The organism is Gemmobacter aquatilis (genome assembly GCF_900110025.1).
GTDB classification, from domain to species: domain Bacteria; phylum Pseudomonadota; class Alphaproteobacteria; order Rhodobacterales; family Rhodobacteraceae; genus Gemmobacter; species Gemmobacter aquatilis.
Window position 1 is genome coordinate 46,506 of sequence record NZ_FOCE01000003.1, and the last position, 12,736, is coordinate 59,241.

Sequence of the window (12,736 nt, forward strand, 5' to 3'; positions counted from 1 at the left end):
ATGTTCAGCCATGTCACGCTCGGGATTTCGGATTTCGGGCGGGCGCTTGGCTTCTGGCGCCCTGTCATGGCCGCCCTTGGCCATGCCGAACGCTTTGTCGATCCGGCAAAGCCCTGGGCGGCATGGCAGCCCGCAGCGGGCGGGCGCCCACTGTTCATGATCATGCAGCCGTTTGACGGCAAGGCCCCCGCCCCCGGCAATGGCGCGATGGTGGCCTTTGCGGCACCCGACCGCGCGACGGTGCGCGCCGCCCATGCGGCAGCCCTGGCCCATGGCGGCACCTGCGACGGCCCGCCCGGCCTGCGCCCGCAGTACCACCCCGATTACTACGGCGCCTATCTGCGCGACCCCGATGGTAACAAGCTGTGCCTGGTCTGCCACCTGCCCGAAGCTGTGGCAGGCTGACGGCGCTTTGCCGACCCGAACCGCTTTGGCTCGGGACGTTTGCGCAAGCGGCCTTGCCGAGGCCGCGCCCCGCCGTTACCACAGGGCAAACCGCCTTCACCGAACGGGGATTTCAAGATGGCTGATGCCAAGCAATTTCAGGATCGTATGCTCTCGCTGGGTCTGGCCCGCGTGTCCGAGGCTGCGGCCCTGGCCAGCGCCACGCTGATCGGGCGCGGCGATGAAAAGGCCGCCGATCAGGCCGCCGTCAACGCCATGCGCGACCAGCTCAACCTGCTCGACATCGCCGGCGTGGTGGTGATCGGCGAGGGCGAGCGCGACGAGGCGCCGATGCTCTATATCGGCGAGGAAGTCGGCACCGGCAACGGCCCCGCCGTTGACATCGCGCTGGACCCGCTGGAAGGCACCACGCTGACCGCGAAAGACATGCCCAACGCGCTGACCGTGATCGCCATGGCGCCGCGCGGCACCCTGCTGCACGCGCCGGATGTGTATATGGAGAAACTGGCGATCGGGCCGGGCTATGCCGTCGATACCGTCACGCTGGACATGAGCCCTGCCGAACGCGTGGCCGCACTGGCCAAGGCCAAGGGCTGCACCCCCGCCGACATCACCGTCTGCATTCTGGAACGCCCGCGCCACGAGGATCTGATTGCCGAAGTCCGCTCCACCGGCGCCGCGATCCGGCTGATCACCGATGGTGACGTGGCCGGCGTGATCCATTGCGCAGAATCGGAAATCACCGGGATCGACATGTATATGGGCTCGGGCGGCGCCCCCGAAGGCGTGCTGGCGGCCTCGGCGCTGAAATGCATGGGCGGCCAGATGTATGGCAAGCTGCTGTTCCGCAACGATGACGAGCGCGGCCGCGCCGCCAAGGCCGGGATCACCGACCTGAACCGCATCTATACCCGCGACGAACTGGTCACCTCGGACGTGATCTTTGCTGCCACCGGCGTCACCCATGGCAACATCCTGAACGGCATCAAGCGTGAACCGGGCTGGGTGACCACCGAAACGCTGCTGATGCGGTCGAAAACCGGCTCGGTGCGGCGGATGACCTATCGCAGCCCGGTGAAATAAGCCCGGCACATCGCGAAATAAGCCCGGCACATCGCGATTGCAAAAGGCCCCCGGCGACGGGGGCCTTTTTGCTTAGTCGCGCCCTTGCAGGATCATCTGGGTCTGCGTCACCAGCGCCGCGATCTTGCCATCGGCCCGGGTGATCGTCGTCTGCCAGACCATGGTCTTGCGCCCCTTGTGCAGGGGCAGTGAGACCGCCCGCGCCAGCTCGCCGATCGCCACGGGGCGGAAGAAGTTGGTCTTGCTTTCCACCGTCACCGTGCCCTCGCCCGGTTTCAGGTTCAGAAACGTCGCCGTGCCGCCCAGATTGTCGGCCAGTGCCATCACCGCGCCGCCATGCAACATGCCATTGCGATTGGCCAGTTGCGGCGTGACCGGCAGTTCCGCCTCCACCCGGTCGGGGTCGGCGAAGACGATCCGCACCCCCAGCAATTGCGCGAAAGGCGGCTGCGCCTGTGCGATCTCGTCGTAAGTCATCCCCGCCCCCGATTTGCCTAAACTGCCGCAGACATGAAAACGCCCGCCGTTCCCGGCGGGCGCCCAAACTGTTGCGCGGTCTCAGCGCCGCCGGTCGCGCCGTGCGCTCATCGGCTGGAAGGCCACGCCCACATGCGCGTCGCAATAGGGCTTGCCCGCCTGGCTCGGCAAGCCGCAGAACCAGAAATCATCTGTCGCCGGATCACCGATCGGCCATTTGCAGGTCCGCTCGGTCAGTTCCATCAGCGTCAGCCGCTTGGCACGCTTTTCCACCTCGCGCACCGAGGCCAGCGCTTCGGGGCTGATCTCGTTGGCCGAGGGCTGCGGCGGCAGCGGCTGGCCCGCCGGAATGATCGCCTTGCGCACCGGCAGCGGCGTCACCGACGTGGCAGCGGCAGGCGCGGCCTGCGGCGGCACGGCGACGCGCGGCTCGGGGACGGCCCGCGGCGGTTCGGCGCGCGGCGCTGCGGCCACCGGCTCGGGGGCCGGTTTCGGCGGCTCGACACGCGGCGCGGCAGTCTCTGCCACGACCTCTTCTTCCTCTTCCTTGCCGCCCGCGCCGCCCACACGGTTCGACAGGCCCAGACGATGTACCTTGCCGATCACCGCATTGCGCGTCACACCGCCCAGTTCCTTGGCGATCTGGCTCGCGCTCTGGCCATCGGCCCACATCTTCTTGAGCGTCTCGACGCGCTCGTCGGTCCAGGACATGCTGTTCTCCGGCTTGGATTGCCCGCAGCCACCAGGCCGCGCAGGGTCAGAGGCCATTTTATCCGCCGCCCCCCGCAGTTACAAGCGCCCTGCACAGAAAGCCGCAATCCACCTTCATCCTGGCCCAAATACTCCCGCCGGAGGCTCGCCCCGCAGGGGCGCCCTGCTGGCGCTCGCCCGCAGGGCTCACGCCAGCCGGAACACCTTGTCGCGCGCCGTGGCGCCCCGGATCAGCGTCAGCCGCGACTTCGCCACCCCCAGCGCCTCGGCCAGCAACTCCACCACCGCGCGGTTGGCCCGGCCATCTTCGGGCACCACCGTCACCAGCACCTTGATCGCCGCGCCCTCCACCACCAGCCCATTGCGCGACGCGCGCGGCGTCACCCGCACCGCGATTTCGGCCCCCGGCACGGCAAGCGCACTCAGATCAGGAAGGGCGATCTTGGCCATCGGATCAGGCGCGCAGCCCGGTTTCCTTCAGCAGTCCCATACGCTTGGCCTCGTAATAATAGCCGCGCGAATACCAGCTGACTGCCCGGTCCTCGTTCTTGCGCGCCACCAGCCAGGCGCCACGCAGATATTTCACCCCGTATTTCAGGTTGGTTTCCGCATCCAGCAGGCTTTCGGGCGATCCGCGATGCCCCATCGTATGGGCCGTGGCCGCCTGGATCTGCATCAGGCCAAGGTAAGGCCCATGCCGCGCCGCCGGGTTATAGTTGCTTTCGCGCTTTACCACCCGATGCACCAGCCGTTCCGGAATGTCGTAATGTTCCGCATATTTGCGGATCAGCCGCTGCACCTCGTCCGATCCGGCGGGCGGCTTTTCCTCCGGCGCGCTTTTCTTGCCGCCGCCACAGGCCGCCAAAGGCAGGATCAGCGCAAGGCCAAGGGCGGCGCGGCGGGTGAGGTCGGTCATGGCAAGGCTCCGGTTCTGGGTCTGCCCCCTGATACCGCCTTGCCTGCCGCACGAAAAGCCCCCGGCTACCGCACCCGCTTTCTGCGCCTCCCGGCCTTCCCCCGCCCGCCCGCACCCCCTATCTTGCGCCCGAAGCGCCGCAACCTGCGGCACCCGAAGGACAAACCGATGCTGCAACCCAACCCCGCCGCCCTCGACTTCCTGCTCGCCCGCCGCTCGCGCCCGGCCAAGACGCTGCAGCTGCCGGTGCCCACCGCCGAACAGCTTGCCCCGATCCTCACCGCCGCGCTGCGCGTGCCCGATCATGGCAAGCTGGAACCCTGGCGCCTGCTGGTGCTGACCAAACCCGCCATGGCCCGGCTGGCCGACATGGCCGAGGCCCGGGCCCGCGCGACGGGCGGCGATGACCAGCGCATCGCCAAGGGGCGCGGCCAGTTCGATCAGGGCCATCTGGCCGTGGTGGTGATCTCCAGCCCCAAGGCGCAGGACAAGGTGCCGGACATCGAACAGACCCTGTCGGCCGGGGCCGTCTGCCTTGGCCTTGTCAACGCGGCCGAGGCGGCGGGCTGGGGCGCCTGCTGGCTGACCGGCTGGGTCAGCCATGACCGCGGCTTTGCCGAACCGGCCTTCGACCTTGCGCCGCAGGAACGCGTGGCGGGCATCGTACATATCGGCACCGAAGGCCCCACCCCGCCCGAACGCCCGCGCCCGGATGTGGCCGCCCTCACCCGCTGGCTGACCGCATGATGATCTTTTCCGATTTCGCCAAGGCCCTTGGCCAGATCCACGATCCGCGCTTTCTGCGGGTCGTGGCGCTGGGGGTCGGGCTGGCACTGGCGCTGCTGATCGGCGTCACCGTCGGCACCTTCACCCTGATCGGCTGGCTGGTGCCCGCCACGGTGGAACTGCCCTTCCTCGGCCCGGTTGGCGGGGTCGATCTGGCGGCCTCCATCGGGTCGGTTCTGGTGATGATGGGGCTGTCGGTCTTTCTGATGATGCCGGTCGCCGCGCTGTTTTCCGGGCTGTTTCTGGAAAGCGTCACCGACGCGGTAGAGGATCGGCATTATCCCACCCTGCCGCCCGCGCAGCCGGTGCCCCTGTCCGACAGCCTGATCGACGCGGCCAATCTGTTCGGCCTGCTGATCTTCGCCAACGCCTTGGCGCTGCTGCTTTATCCCTTTGTCGGTCCGCTGATCCCGGTGGTGTTCTGGGCGCTGAACGGCTTCCTGCTGGGGCGCGAATATTTCACGCTGGTCGCCATGCGCCGCCTTGGCCGCCAGGGCGCCCGCGCGCTACGCGCCCGCCATACCGCCACGATCTGGATTGCGGGCACGCTGATGGCCGCCCCGCTGTCGATCCCGGTGCTGAACCTCGTGGTGCCGGTGCTGGGCGTCGCCACCTTCACCCACCTGTTCCACCGCCTGAACCGGGGCTGACAGGCCACACAAGCACAACACCCCCTCTCCCCTTGGGGGAGAGGGCAGGGTGAGGGGGATACCGCGAAGTGAGGGGATGCCCCCACCCCCAAGCACAACGCGCTCCCTCCCCCTGCAGGGGGAGGGTTGGGGAGGGGGTCAGCCCGCCCCGCTCACTCGCCGGTCGCCGTCTCCGGCCCGAGAATGTTGTTGAAGTCGATGTCGCGCAGCGTCACCACGCCGCTGGTGATGAACCACACCAGCCCCACCCAGATCACCAGCGCGATCAGGGTGGTGATCTTCGCCTTCTTGCCCACCAGATGGTCGGACGGCGCCGATTTCGGCGTGCCCGGCACCACCTCGCCCGCCTGCGCCTGCGAGGTGAAGCGGATCGGCAGCACCATGAAGAACACCATGAACCAGGTGATGGCGAACAGGATCAGCGCGGCGGTGATTGTCATGGCTCAGACCTGCTCCAGTTCCACGAGACAGCCGTTGAAATCCTTCGGATGCAGGAACAGCACCGGCTTGCCATGCGCCCCGATCTTCGGCTCGCCCGAGCCCAGCACCCGCGCGCCCGAGGCTTTCAGCTTGTCGCGCGCCGCCAGAATGTCGTCCACCTCATAGCAGATATGGTGGATGCCCCCGGCCGGATTCTTTTCCAGAAACCCGGCGATGGGGGAATTTTCGCCCAGCGGATACAGCAGTTCGATCTTGGTATTGGGCAGTTCGATGAAAACGACCGTCACGCCATGGTCCGGCTCGTCCTGCGGCGGGTTCACCTGCGCGCCCAGCGTGTTGCGGTATTGCGCGGCGGCAGCCTCCAGATCCGGCACCGCGATTGCCACATGGTTCAGACGTCCGATCATCCTGCGCTCTCCTTGCCAAGCTTGCGGGGCGGGCCATGCCCCATGCGATTTCCTCTGTGCGGGCTTATGCGGTGCGCCCCCGCGCCGTGCAAGCGCGGCGTGCAACCTGCGACGATTTCGCGGCGATGCGGGTGGAAATTTACCGGATGTTAGCGGGTTTGGGTTGAGATGACGGCAACCCAAGGGAAAGGAGTCGCCATGCCCGCCCCCGCCGCGCCGCTTGGCGCCATGCCCGTGCAGCTTCCCGCCAGCCTTGCCGGTGGCACCCGCCCGCTGGCCGGGCTGACGCTGCTGGTGGTCGAAGACAGCCGCTTCACCTGCGATGCGCTGCGCCTGCTCTGCCAGCGGTCCGGCGCAAGGTTGCGGCGGGCTGATTCGCTGGCGGGCGCGCGGGCGCATCTGCGGCTGTATCGGCCCGATCTGATCCTTGTCGATCTCGGCCTGCCCGATGGGCGGGGCGAGGATTTGCTGGCTGAACTGGCCGCCCGCACCGTCCGCCCGGTGCTGCTGGGCCTCAGCGGCGATAGCGGGGCGGCCCCGCGGGCGCTGGCCGCAGGGGCCGACGGGTTTGTGGAAAAGCCCCTGCCCGGCCTGGCCGGTTTCCAGCAGCTGCTTCTGGGTCATCTCGGCGGCCATGGCCCACCGCTGGCCGACAGCGAGGACGAGACGTTGGCCCCGCCCGATCCGCTGGCGCTGCATGAAGACCTGCGCCACGCCGCCGCCCTGATCGGGCGGCGCGACCCCGCCTTTGTCGCCGGTTTCGTGCAGGGCATCGCCCGCATCGCCCAGGATCACCCGCTGGAGGAGGCGGCGCGCGATCTGTTGCAGCGGGGCAGCGGGGCGGCAGAACGGCTCGGCGCGCTGCTGGACCGCCGGCTTGCCCCGGGCAGTGCGCCGCTCATCGCCCCGCCCGATGCCCCGCCTGATGCCCCACCCTGCCCGCTTACAGCAACGGATCGCTGCCCGCCCGCACCAGCCCGGTCAGATCGGCCAGCCGTTCCCGCTGTTGCCCCGCGTCGCTGAAATTCTCCGGTGCCAGCCAGGCGCGGAACGCCTCGCGCAGGCCGGGCCATTCGCTGTCGATGATCGCAAACCACGCGGTGTCGCGGTTGCGGCCCTTCTGGATCATGTGCTGGCGGAACACGCCCTCATAGCTGAAGCCCAGCCGCTGCGCCGCCCGCCGCGACGGCAGGTTCAACGCGTTGCACTTCCATTCAAAGCGGCGATAGCCCGCCTCGAACACCCATTGCATCATCAGAAACAACGCCTCGGTCGCCGCCCGGGTCTTCTGCAGTTCCGGCCCCAGACAGATATGCCCGACCTCGATCACCCCGTTACCCTGGTCGATCCGCAGGAACGAGGTGACACCGCAGAAATGCCCGCTGTGCAGATCGCGCAGCGCGAAGAACACCGGGTCGCGGCTGGTCTCATGGTCCTTGACCCAGCGGTGATAGGCCGCGGCACCGCCGAACGGGCCGTAGGGCAAGTAATCCCACAGCGCGTCATCCCCGGCAAAGGCGCGGTGCAGATCGGCGGCATGGGCATCGGCGTTCAGTGGCTCCAGCCGCACATGCTGCCCCTCCAGCACCACCTCTGCCGGATGCGGCGGCGGGGCAAAGCCTGCGACCACCGACCCGATTTCACGCTGCATCATCCCTGCCTCCGCTGCTTTTGCGGCAGGTTAGGCGGGCCGCCCGGCGCCCGCAATGGCCGTTCAGCGCAACAGCCGCGGATCGTCGCCCATCTCCAGCCCCGGGAATACCGCGCCTTCCAGCACGCCCCGCTCCAGCCCATACAGCCCGCGCATCGCCCAGGCCGCCCAGCCCCGCACGTCCGAGGTGGGCATCAGATCGCGCCGGTCATACAGCGCCGCCTCCTCCAGCCCCGGCCAGCGCCCCAGCACCCGCCCGCCCTTCAGCGCGCCGCCCGCCATCACCATGGCGCCGCCCGTGCCGTGATCGGTGCCGCGCGTGCCATTCTCGGCCACGGTGCGGCCAAACTCGGTCATCGCCAACACCGTGGTCTGCCCCCAGACATCACCCAGACCGGCGCGCAATTGCAGGATCAGCCGCTCCAACTGCGCCAGATTGGGCGCCAGCGCCCCGGCCTGCTGGCGATGCGTATCCCACCCCGCCAGCGAGAAGGCGGCGATCCGTGTCTCGCCCAGCAGCCGGTCGGTGGCAAAGCCCGCCAGCCGGTCGATCTCGGCCTGCTTGCCCTTGCCGGGGGCGACGGGCGCCATCTTGCCGGGCACGAACTCGGCAGAAAGCTCCAGCGCGGCCATGCCCGCCTCATGAAACAGCGGGTCGTCGTGATAGACCGCCTCCAGCAAGCGGCGGCTTTGCGGCGACAGGGTCAGCCGCAACTCGGGCGTCCAGCTGCGCGCCCGTGCCGCCCCCGCCAGCAGCGGCAGCGCCTCGCGCCCGATGGCATAGGCGGTTTCCGCCTCGATCCCCGGCACCGCCTGCAACAGGCGGTTCAACCAGCCGTCGCGCACCTCGGGTTCGGGCACGTCGCGCCCGGTGCCTGCCTCCAGAATGTCCTGCCCGTCGAAATGGCTGCGTTTGTCGCGGTAAGGCGTTGATGTCGCATGAACAAAGCCCACCTCGCCCGCCTGCCACAGCGGCAGCAGCCCGGCCAGCGCCGGATGCAGCCCGAAATAGCCGGTCAGCGTCTGCGCCCCGGTTTCCACCCCCAGCGTCGGGCGATAGCGCGCCAGCAGCGGATCGCCCAGCGGCTGCACCACATCCAGCCCGTCCATCGCGCCGCGCAGGATCACCACCACCAGCCGGTTGTCGCCCAGCGCCGCCCGCCCCGAGGCCAGCGTCACCGTGGTCAGCCACGGATGCGCCGCCGCCGAACAGCCGAGCAGCGTTGCCGCCCCGCCGCGCAGAAAAAGCCTCCGGTTCAGGTCTGCCATCTCCGCCTCCTCAGCGCCGGTTGAATTCGGGCGCGGCCAGCACCAGCGCCACCCCGTCCCGCCGCGTCTCTGCCCGCGAGACCGCCAACCGCAGCGTCTCGCCGGCCAGCGACCCCAGCGCGGTGTCGGCAAAGGCGCGCGGATCGGGCAGCCCGCCCGGCAGCAGCCGCGACGGCGCCGCCATCGCCCAGCCGATCCGCGCCGCCAAGCCCTGCGGCGTGATCCAGTCCTCTGCCGCCTCGGGCCAGCCATCCGGGCCGCGCGGCGTCTGCCAAGGTTGCGCCATCGCCACCAGCGGCAGGCGGATCCCCCGCTGCACCTCTTTCGCGGGCAGCGCCAGCAGTGCCGCCCCATCAATGCCCAGCGCGCGCAGCGCCGCCACCAGAAATTCCTGCGGCCGCCGCGCCTTGCGCATCGGTGCCGCCAGCGCCGCCGGATCGGCCAGCAGCACCTCATACATCGGCAAAAGTTCTGTCTCCTGCGCCAGATAGGCCGCCGCCATCCGGTCGATCAGCGCCGCATCCGGCGTATCGGCAAGGAAATGCACCGCCAGCTTGCGCGCCAGATGCCGCGCGGTTTCGGGCCGCCGCGCCAGATCGTCCAGCGCCGCCAGAATCGGCGCCATGCCTTCGCCGCCATAGTCCCGGCCCAGCACATGTTCGGCCCCCGGCTCGGCCCTTCCCGGCAGAAACACCTGCCCGCCCGCCTTGTCCACCGACAGCCCGGTCAGCAACTCGGCCATCTGGCGCACATCCGCCTGCCCATAGCCCGCCCCGACGCCCAGCGTATGCAGTTCCACCAATTCACGCGCGAGGTTCTCGTTCAGCCCCGGCCGCCGCCCCTTGGCGCCTTTGGCCGCCTGCGAATTCGGCCCGACCGAGGCGCTTTGGTCCAGATAGACCAGCATCGCCGGATGCAGCACCGCCGCCCGCAACATCGCATCGAACCGCCCCGCCACCTGCGGGCGCAGCGCATGGTCCACCAGCGCGCCGGGCAAGGCCGCCTGCGTGCGCTGCCGCGCCACGGTGGTGAAGTGATCGGCCCAGAACCAGACCAGCCGTTCGCGCAGACTGTCAGGGGCATCCAGCGCGCGGGCCAGCGTCAGCAGCATCTGCTGTTCCGCCAGTGCGGCCACCGCCGCCAGTGCCTGCCGATAGCTCTGCCGCCGGGCTTCGTCCCCCGGGTTTTTGCGCATCTCGCGCTGCAGCCTGTCCGCCGCACGCGCCAGCGCCTGCACCCTGTCCTGCCCCGGCGCGGGCCAAAGCCGCAGCCCCGCATCCGGCCCGGCCAGCGCCGCCAGCAGTGCCGCAGGCGTTTCCCCCTGTCCCGCGCGGCGCGGCAGGCCAAAGCCGAAGCGGAAGGCGGCAATATCGGCAGGATCGGGCATCGGCATCTCCGGCAGCGGCACCCCCGGAAGATAGGCCCGCCGCCGCAGGATAACAGACCCCGGCCCCGGCACGGGCAGAAAGCCGCCGGGCCGTGGGATTCAGCGATCAGAAGCGAAAGCCGTGCGGATAATCATGCAAGCCGTCAAAATCGGCCTTGCCGATCTCGATGCCCTGCGCCCGCAGCACGGCAAAGGCCATCGTCGTGTGAAAGATGAAGTTCGGCATCCCGAACAGATGCAGATACTCGACGCCGCTCTGGTCCAGTTCGGCGAATCCCGCCCGATGCCGGATGCGCCGCCCGTCTGCCCCCGCGAAGGCCTCGGGCGGCAAGGCATCCAGCGCCAGCTTCGCCGCCACGATCCGCCGCCCCAGCCCGATCCGGTCCAGCCCGTGATCCGCATCGCCCGGCACATCGCGCCCGGCCAGCGGATAGGCCGCTCGCAGCGCGAACCCCGCCGCTGTCGCCACCTGTTGCGCCGCGCTGAACATGTCGGGCGCCAGACGGGCCGCCAGCACCTGCTCGCGCCCCGCCGCCCGCTCCACCAGCGCGCCGAGCCGGTCCAGGTAATGCCCGAACACCGGAACCGACGCGCTGTAAAGCGGTGGGGTCATTCCTTCGGCACCACCCGCAGCCGCAGCTCGCGCAGCTGTTCGTTCATCGGCTCCGACGGCGCACCCATCAGCAGATCTTCGGCACGCTGGTTCATCGGGAACATGATGACCTCGCGGATATTCGCCTCATCCGCCAGCAGCATCACCGCCCGGTCGATCCCCATGGCGCAACCACCGTGGGGCGGCGCGCCATATTTGAACGCCTTGACCATGCCGCCAAACCGCTTGTCCACTTCGCTGTTCGGATAGCCGGCCAGTTCAAAGGCGCGATACATGATTTCCGGCTTGTGGTTGCGGATACCGCCCGAGATCAGCTCATAGCCGTTGCAGGCCAGATCATACTGATAGGCATAAACCTCCAGCGGATCGCCCATCAGCGCCTCCATCCCGCCCTGCGGCATCGAGAACGGGTTGTGGCTGAAGTCGATCTTGCCCTCGTCGGTCTTCTCATACATCGGGAAATCGACGATCCAGGCAAAGCGGAAGCAATCCTGTTCCGTCAGCCCCAGCTCGCGCCCGATCTCGTTGCGCGCCCGGCCCGCGAAGGATTCAAACGCCTCCGGCTTGCCGCCGAGGAAGAAGGCCGCGTCGCCCTCGCCCAGCCCCAGTTGCAGGCGGATCGCCTCGGTCCGCTCCGGCCCGATGTTCTTGGCCAGCGGACCGGCGGCTTCCATCGCGCCATCCTCGCCCTTGCGCCAGAAGATATACCCCATCCCCGGCAGGCCCTCTTTCTGGGCAAAGGCATTCATCCGGTCACAGAACTTGCGGCTGCCGCCCGTCGGCGCCGGAATGGCGCGGATCTGCGTGCCCTCGTTCTCCAAGAGCTTCGCAAACACTGCAAAGCCCGAACCCCGGAAATGCTCGCTCACGATCTGCATCTTGATCGGGTTGCGCAGGTCCGGCTTGTCCGACCCATACCACAGCAGGCTGTCCCGATAGGCGATGCGCGGCCAGTCGGCGTAAACCGTCTTGCCCTTGCCGAACTCCTCGAACATCCCCTGAATCACCGGCTGCACCGCAGCGAACACGTCCTCCTGCTCGACGAAGCTCATCTCCACGTCCAGCTGATAGAAATCGGTCGGCGAACGGTCGGCGCGCGGGTCTTCATCGCGGAAGCAGGGCGCGATCTGGAAATAGCGGTCGAACCCCGCCACCATGATCAACTGCTTGAACTGCTGCGGCGCCTGCGGCAGCGCATAGAACTTGCCGGGATGCAGACGCGACGGCACCAGAAAGTCGCGCGCGCCTTCGGGCGACGAGGCGGTGATGATCGGCGTCTGGAATTCGTTGAACCCCTGATCCCACATCCGGTTGCGCAAGCTGCGCACCACATTCGAACGCAGCATCATGTTGTTGTGCAGCTTCTCGCGCCGCAGGTCGAGGAAGCGATAGGTCAGCCGGGTTTCCTCGGGGTAGTCCACCTCGCCGAACACCGGCATCGGCAGCTCTTCCGAGGCCCCCAGCACGGTCAGCCCCTTGGCATAGACCTCGATCTCGCCGGTGGCGAGCTTCGGGTTCACCAGCGACGCGTCGCGCCCCTTCACCACCCCGTCGATGCACACCACCCATTCGGCGCGCACCTTTTCGATCTCGGCAAAGGCCGGGCTGTCACTGTCGGCCAGCACCTGCGTGATGCCGTAATGATCGCGCAGGTCGATGAACAGCACCCCGCCATGATCGCGCACGCGATGGACCCAGCCCGACAGACGCACCGCCTGCCCGACATGATCCTTGTTGAGTTGCGCACAAGTATGGCTGCGATAGGCGTGCATCACGCTCCCCTTCCCGAGGCTCCGAATTCCGATGCGCCGATACACACCGCGCCCGCATCCAAGTCAACCCCGGACCCGGTCCCTCATTTTCTGTTCAGAAATATCCTCGGGGGGAAGGGGCCGCAGGCCCCTCGGGGGGCAGACAGCCCCCCGCGCCTCGGCGCGCAG

At 68.5% G+C, this 12,736-nt stretch carries 16 protein-coding genes; 5 read left to right on the top strand and 11 right to left on the bottom strand.

The window, feature by feature from the left end:
- Positions 1 to 405, top strand: a complete 405-nt coding sequence (locus tag BMX43_RS07140) for a VOC family protein (protein WP_091299333.1) — start codon at positions 1 to 3, stop codon at positions 403 to 405.
- Between the two features lie 117 nt (positions 406 to 522).
- Complete coding sequence (gene glpX / locus BMX43_RS07145) at positions 523 to 1,488, top strand: class II fructose-bisphosphatase (protein WP_091299336.1); 966 nt, start codon at positions 523 to 525, stop codon at positions 1,486 to 1,488.
- A 72-nt stretch (positions 1,489 to 1,560) separates the two neighbouring features.
- Here the strand turns inward: glpX and BMX43_RS07150 are convergent, their stop codons facing one another.
- From BMX43_RS07150 to BMX43_RS07165, 4 genes are all read right to left on the bottom strand, one after another.
- Complete coding sequence (locus tag BMX43_RS07150; protein ID WP_091299339.1) at positions 1,561 to 1,965, bottom strand: PaaI family thioesterase; 405 nt, start codon at positions 1,963 to 1,965, stop codon at positions 1,561 to 1,563.
- Positions 1,966 to 2,046: 81 nt separating this feature from the next.
- Complete coding sequence (locus tag BMX43_RS07155) at positions 2,047 to 2,676, bottom strand: GcrA family cell cycle regulator (protein ID WP_091299342.1); 630 nt, start codon at positions 2,674 to 2,676, stop codon at positions 2,047 to 2,049.
- 186 nt (positions 2,677 to 2,862) lie between these two features.
- Positions 2,863 to 3,126, bottom strand: a complete 264-nt coding sequence (locus tag BMX43_RS07160) for a DUF167 domain-containing protein (protein ID WP_091299346.1) — start codon at positions 3,124 to 3,126, stop codon at positions 2,863 to 2,865.
- A gap of 4 nt (positions 3,127 to 3,130) precedes the next feature.
- Positions 3,131 to 3,592 (bottom strand): transglycosylase SLT domain-containing protein, encoded by a 462-nt coding sequence (locus BMX43_RS07165; protein WP_091299349.1) that lies wholly within the window; start codon positions 3,590 to 3,592, stop codon positions 3,131 to 3,133.
- Positions 3,593 to 3,760: 168 nt separating this feature from the next.
- Between BMX43_RS07165 and BMX43_RS07170 the strand changes: the two genes are divergently transcribed.
- The gene (locus BMX43_RS07170; protein ID WP_091300134.1) at positions 3,761 to 4,339 is read left to right on the top strand and encodes a nitroreductase family protein; all 579 of its coding nucleotides are present in this window, start codon (positions 3,761 to 3,763) and stop codon (positions 4,337 to 4,339) included.
- 2 nt (positions 4,340 to 4,341) lie between these two features.
- Complete coding sequence (locus tag BMX43_RS07175) at positions 4,342 to 5,028, top strand: EI24 domain-containing protein (protein WP_091300140.1); 687 nt, start codon at positions 4,342 to 4,344, stop codon at positions 5,026 to 5,028.
- A 152-nt stretch (positions 5,029 to 5,180) separates the two neighbouring features.
- On the opposite strand, the gene BMX43_RS07180 is transcribed toward BMX43_RS07175, so the two are convergent.
- Together BMX43_RS07180 and mce are read right to left on the bottom strand one after the other, a co-directional pair.
- Positions 5,181 to 5,468 (bottom strand): DUF1467 family protein, encoded by a 288-nt coding sequence (locus tag BMX43_RS07180; RefSeq protein WP_091299352.1) that lies wholly within the window; start codon positions 5,466 to 5,468, stop codon positions 5,181 to 5,183.
- Between the two features lie 3 nt (positions 5,469 to 5,471).
- Positions 5,472 to 5,876 (bottom strand): methylmalonyl-CoA epimerase, encoded by a 405-nt coding sequence (gene mce, locus BMX43_RS07185; protein WP_091299356.1) that lies wholly within the window; start codon positions 5,874 to 5,876, stop codon positions 5,472 to 5,474.
- A 198-nt stretch (positions 5,877 to 6,074) separates the two neighbouring features.
- On the opposite strand from mce, the gene BMX43_RS07190 reads away from it, so the two are divergent.
- The gene (locus BMX43_RS07190) at positions 6,075 to 6,899 is read left to right on the top strand and encodes a response regulator (protein WP_245749406.1); all 825 of its coding nucleotides are present in this window, start codon (positions 6,075 to 6,077) and stop codon (positions 6,897 to 6,899) included.
- On the opposite strand, the gene BMX43_RS07195 is transcribed toward BMX43_RS07190, so the two are convergent.
- The 5 genes from BMX43_RS07195 to aspS form a co-directional block, all read right to left on the bottom strand.
- The gene (locus BMX43_RS07195; RefSeq protein ID WP_091299359.1) at positions 6,820 to 7,530 is read right to left on the bottom strand and encodes a GNAT family N-acetyltransferase; all 711 of its coding nucleotides are present in this window, start codon (positions 7,528 to 7,530) and stop codon (positions 6,820 to 6,822) included. The genes BMX43_RS07190 and BMX43_RS07195 overlap by 80 nt on opposite strands.
- A gap of 60 nt (positions 7,531 to 7,590) precedes the next feature.
- The gene (locus BMX43_RS07200; RefSeq protein ID WP_091299363.1) at positions 7,591 to 8,796 is read right to left on the bottom strand and encodes a DUF1501 domain-containing protein; all 1,206 of its coding nucleotides are present in this window, start codon (positions 8,794 to 8,796) and stop codon (positions 7,591 to 7,593) included.
- 10 nt (positions 8,797 to 8,806) lie between these two features.
- Positions 8,807 to 10,183 (bottom strand): DUF1800 domain-containing protein, encoded by a 1,377-nt coding sequence (locus tag BMX43_RS07205; RefSeq protein WP_175482048.1) that lies wholly within the window; start codon positions 10,181 to 10,183, stop codon positions 8,807 to 8,809.
- Positions 10,184 to 10,289: 106 nt separating this feature from the next.
- On the bottom strand, positions 10,290 to 10,796 hold the full coding sequence (locus BMX43_RS07210; protein ID WP_091299369.1) for a DUF1993 family protein: 507 nt from the start codon (positions 10,794 to 10,796) through the stop codon (positions 10,290 to 10,292).
- Positions 10,793 to 12,568, bottom strand: coding sequence for an aspartate--tRNA ligase (aspS, locus tag BMX43_RS07215; protein ID WP_091299373.1), 1,776 nt, complete (start codon positions 12,566 to 12,568; stop codon positions 10,793 to 10,795). The genes BMX43_RS07210 and aspS overlap by 4 nt, the downstream gene beginning before the upstream one ends.
- Between the last annotated feature and the right edge of the window lie 168 nt (positions 12,569 to 12,736).

Excerpts from the sequence above, each read along its gene's own strand:
- BMX43_RS07210 (WP_091299369.1), bottom strand. The coding sequence starts at position 10,796 with ATGACCCCACCGCTTTACAGCGCGTCGGTTCCGGTGTTCGGGCATTAC.
- BMX43_RS07140 (WP_091299333.1), top strand. The coding sequence starts at position 1 with ATGTTCAGCCATGTCACGCTCGGGATTTCGGATTTCGGGCGGGCGCTT.
- BMX43_RS07155 (WP_091299342.1), bottom strand. The coding sequence starts at position 2,676 with ATGTCCTGGACCGACGAGCGCGTCGAGACGCTCAAGAAGATGTGGGCC.
- BMX43_RS07165 (WP_091299349.1), bottom strand. The coding sequence starts at position 3,592 with ATGACCGACCTCACCCGCCGCGCCGCCCTTGGCCTTGCGCTGATCCTG.
- mce (WP_091299356.1), bottom strand. The coding sequence starts at position 5,876 with ATGATCGGACGTCTGAACCATGTGGCAATCGCGGTGCCGGATCTGGAG.
- BMX43_RS07170 (WP_091300134.1), top strand. The coding sequence starts at position 3,761 with ATGCTGCAACCCAACCCCGCCGCCCTCGACTTCCTGCTCGCCCGCCGC.
- BMX43_RS07190 (WP_245749406.1), top strand. The coding sequence starts at position 6,075 with ATGCCCGCCCCCGCCGCGCCGCTTGGCGCCATGCCCGTGCAGCTTCCC.
- BMX43_RS07200 (WP_091299363.1), bottom strand. The coding sequence starts at position 8,796 with ATGGCAGACCTGAACCGGAGGCTTTTTCTGCGCGGCGGGGCGGCAACG.
- aspS (WP_091299373.1), bottom strand. The coding sequence starts at position 12,568 with ATGCACGCCTATCGCAGCCATACTTGTGCGCAACTCAACAAGGATCAT.
- BMX43_RS07150 (WP_091299339.1), bottom strand. The coding sequence starts at position 1,965 with ATGACTTACGACGAGATCGCACAGGCGCAGCCGCCTTTCGCGCAATTG.
- BMX43_RS07160 (WP_091299346.1), bottom strand. The coding sequence starts at position 3,126 with ATGGCCAAGATCGCCCTTCCTGATCTGAGTGCGCTTGCCGTGCCGGGG.
- BMX43_RS07205 (WP_175482048.1), bottom strand. The coding sequence starts at position 10,183 with ATGCCCGATCCTGCCGATATTGCCGCCTTCCGCTTCGGCTTTGGCCTG.
- BMX43_RS07195 (WP_091299359.1), bottom strand. The coding sequence starts at position 7,530 with ATGATGCAGCGTGAAATCGGGTCGGTGGTCGCAGGCTTTGCCCCGCCG.
- BMX43_RS07180 (WP_091299352.1), bottom strand. The coding sequence starts at position 5,468 with ATGACAATCACCGCCGCGCTGATCCTGTTCGCCATCACCTGGTTCATG.
- glpX (WP_091299336.1), top strand. The coding sequence starts at position 523 with ATGGCTGATGCCAAGCAATTTCAGGATCGTATGCTCTCGCTGGGTCTG.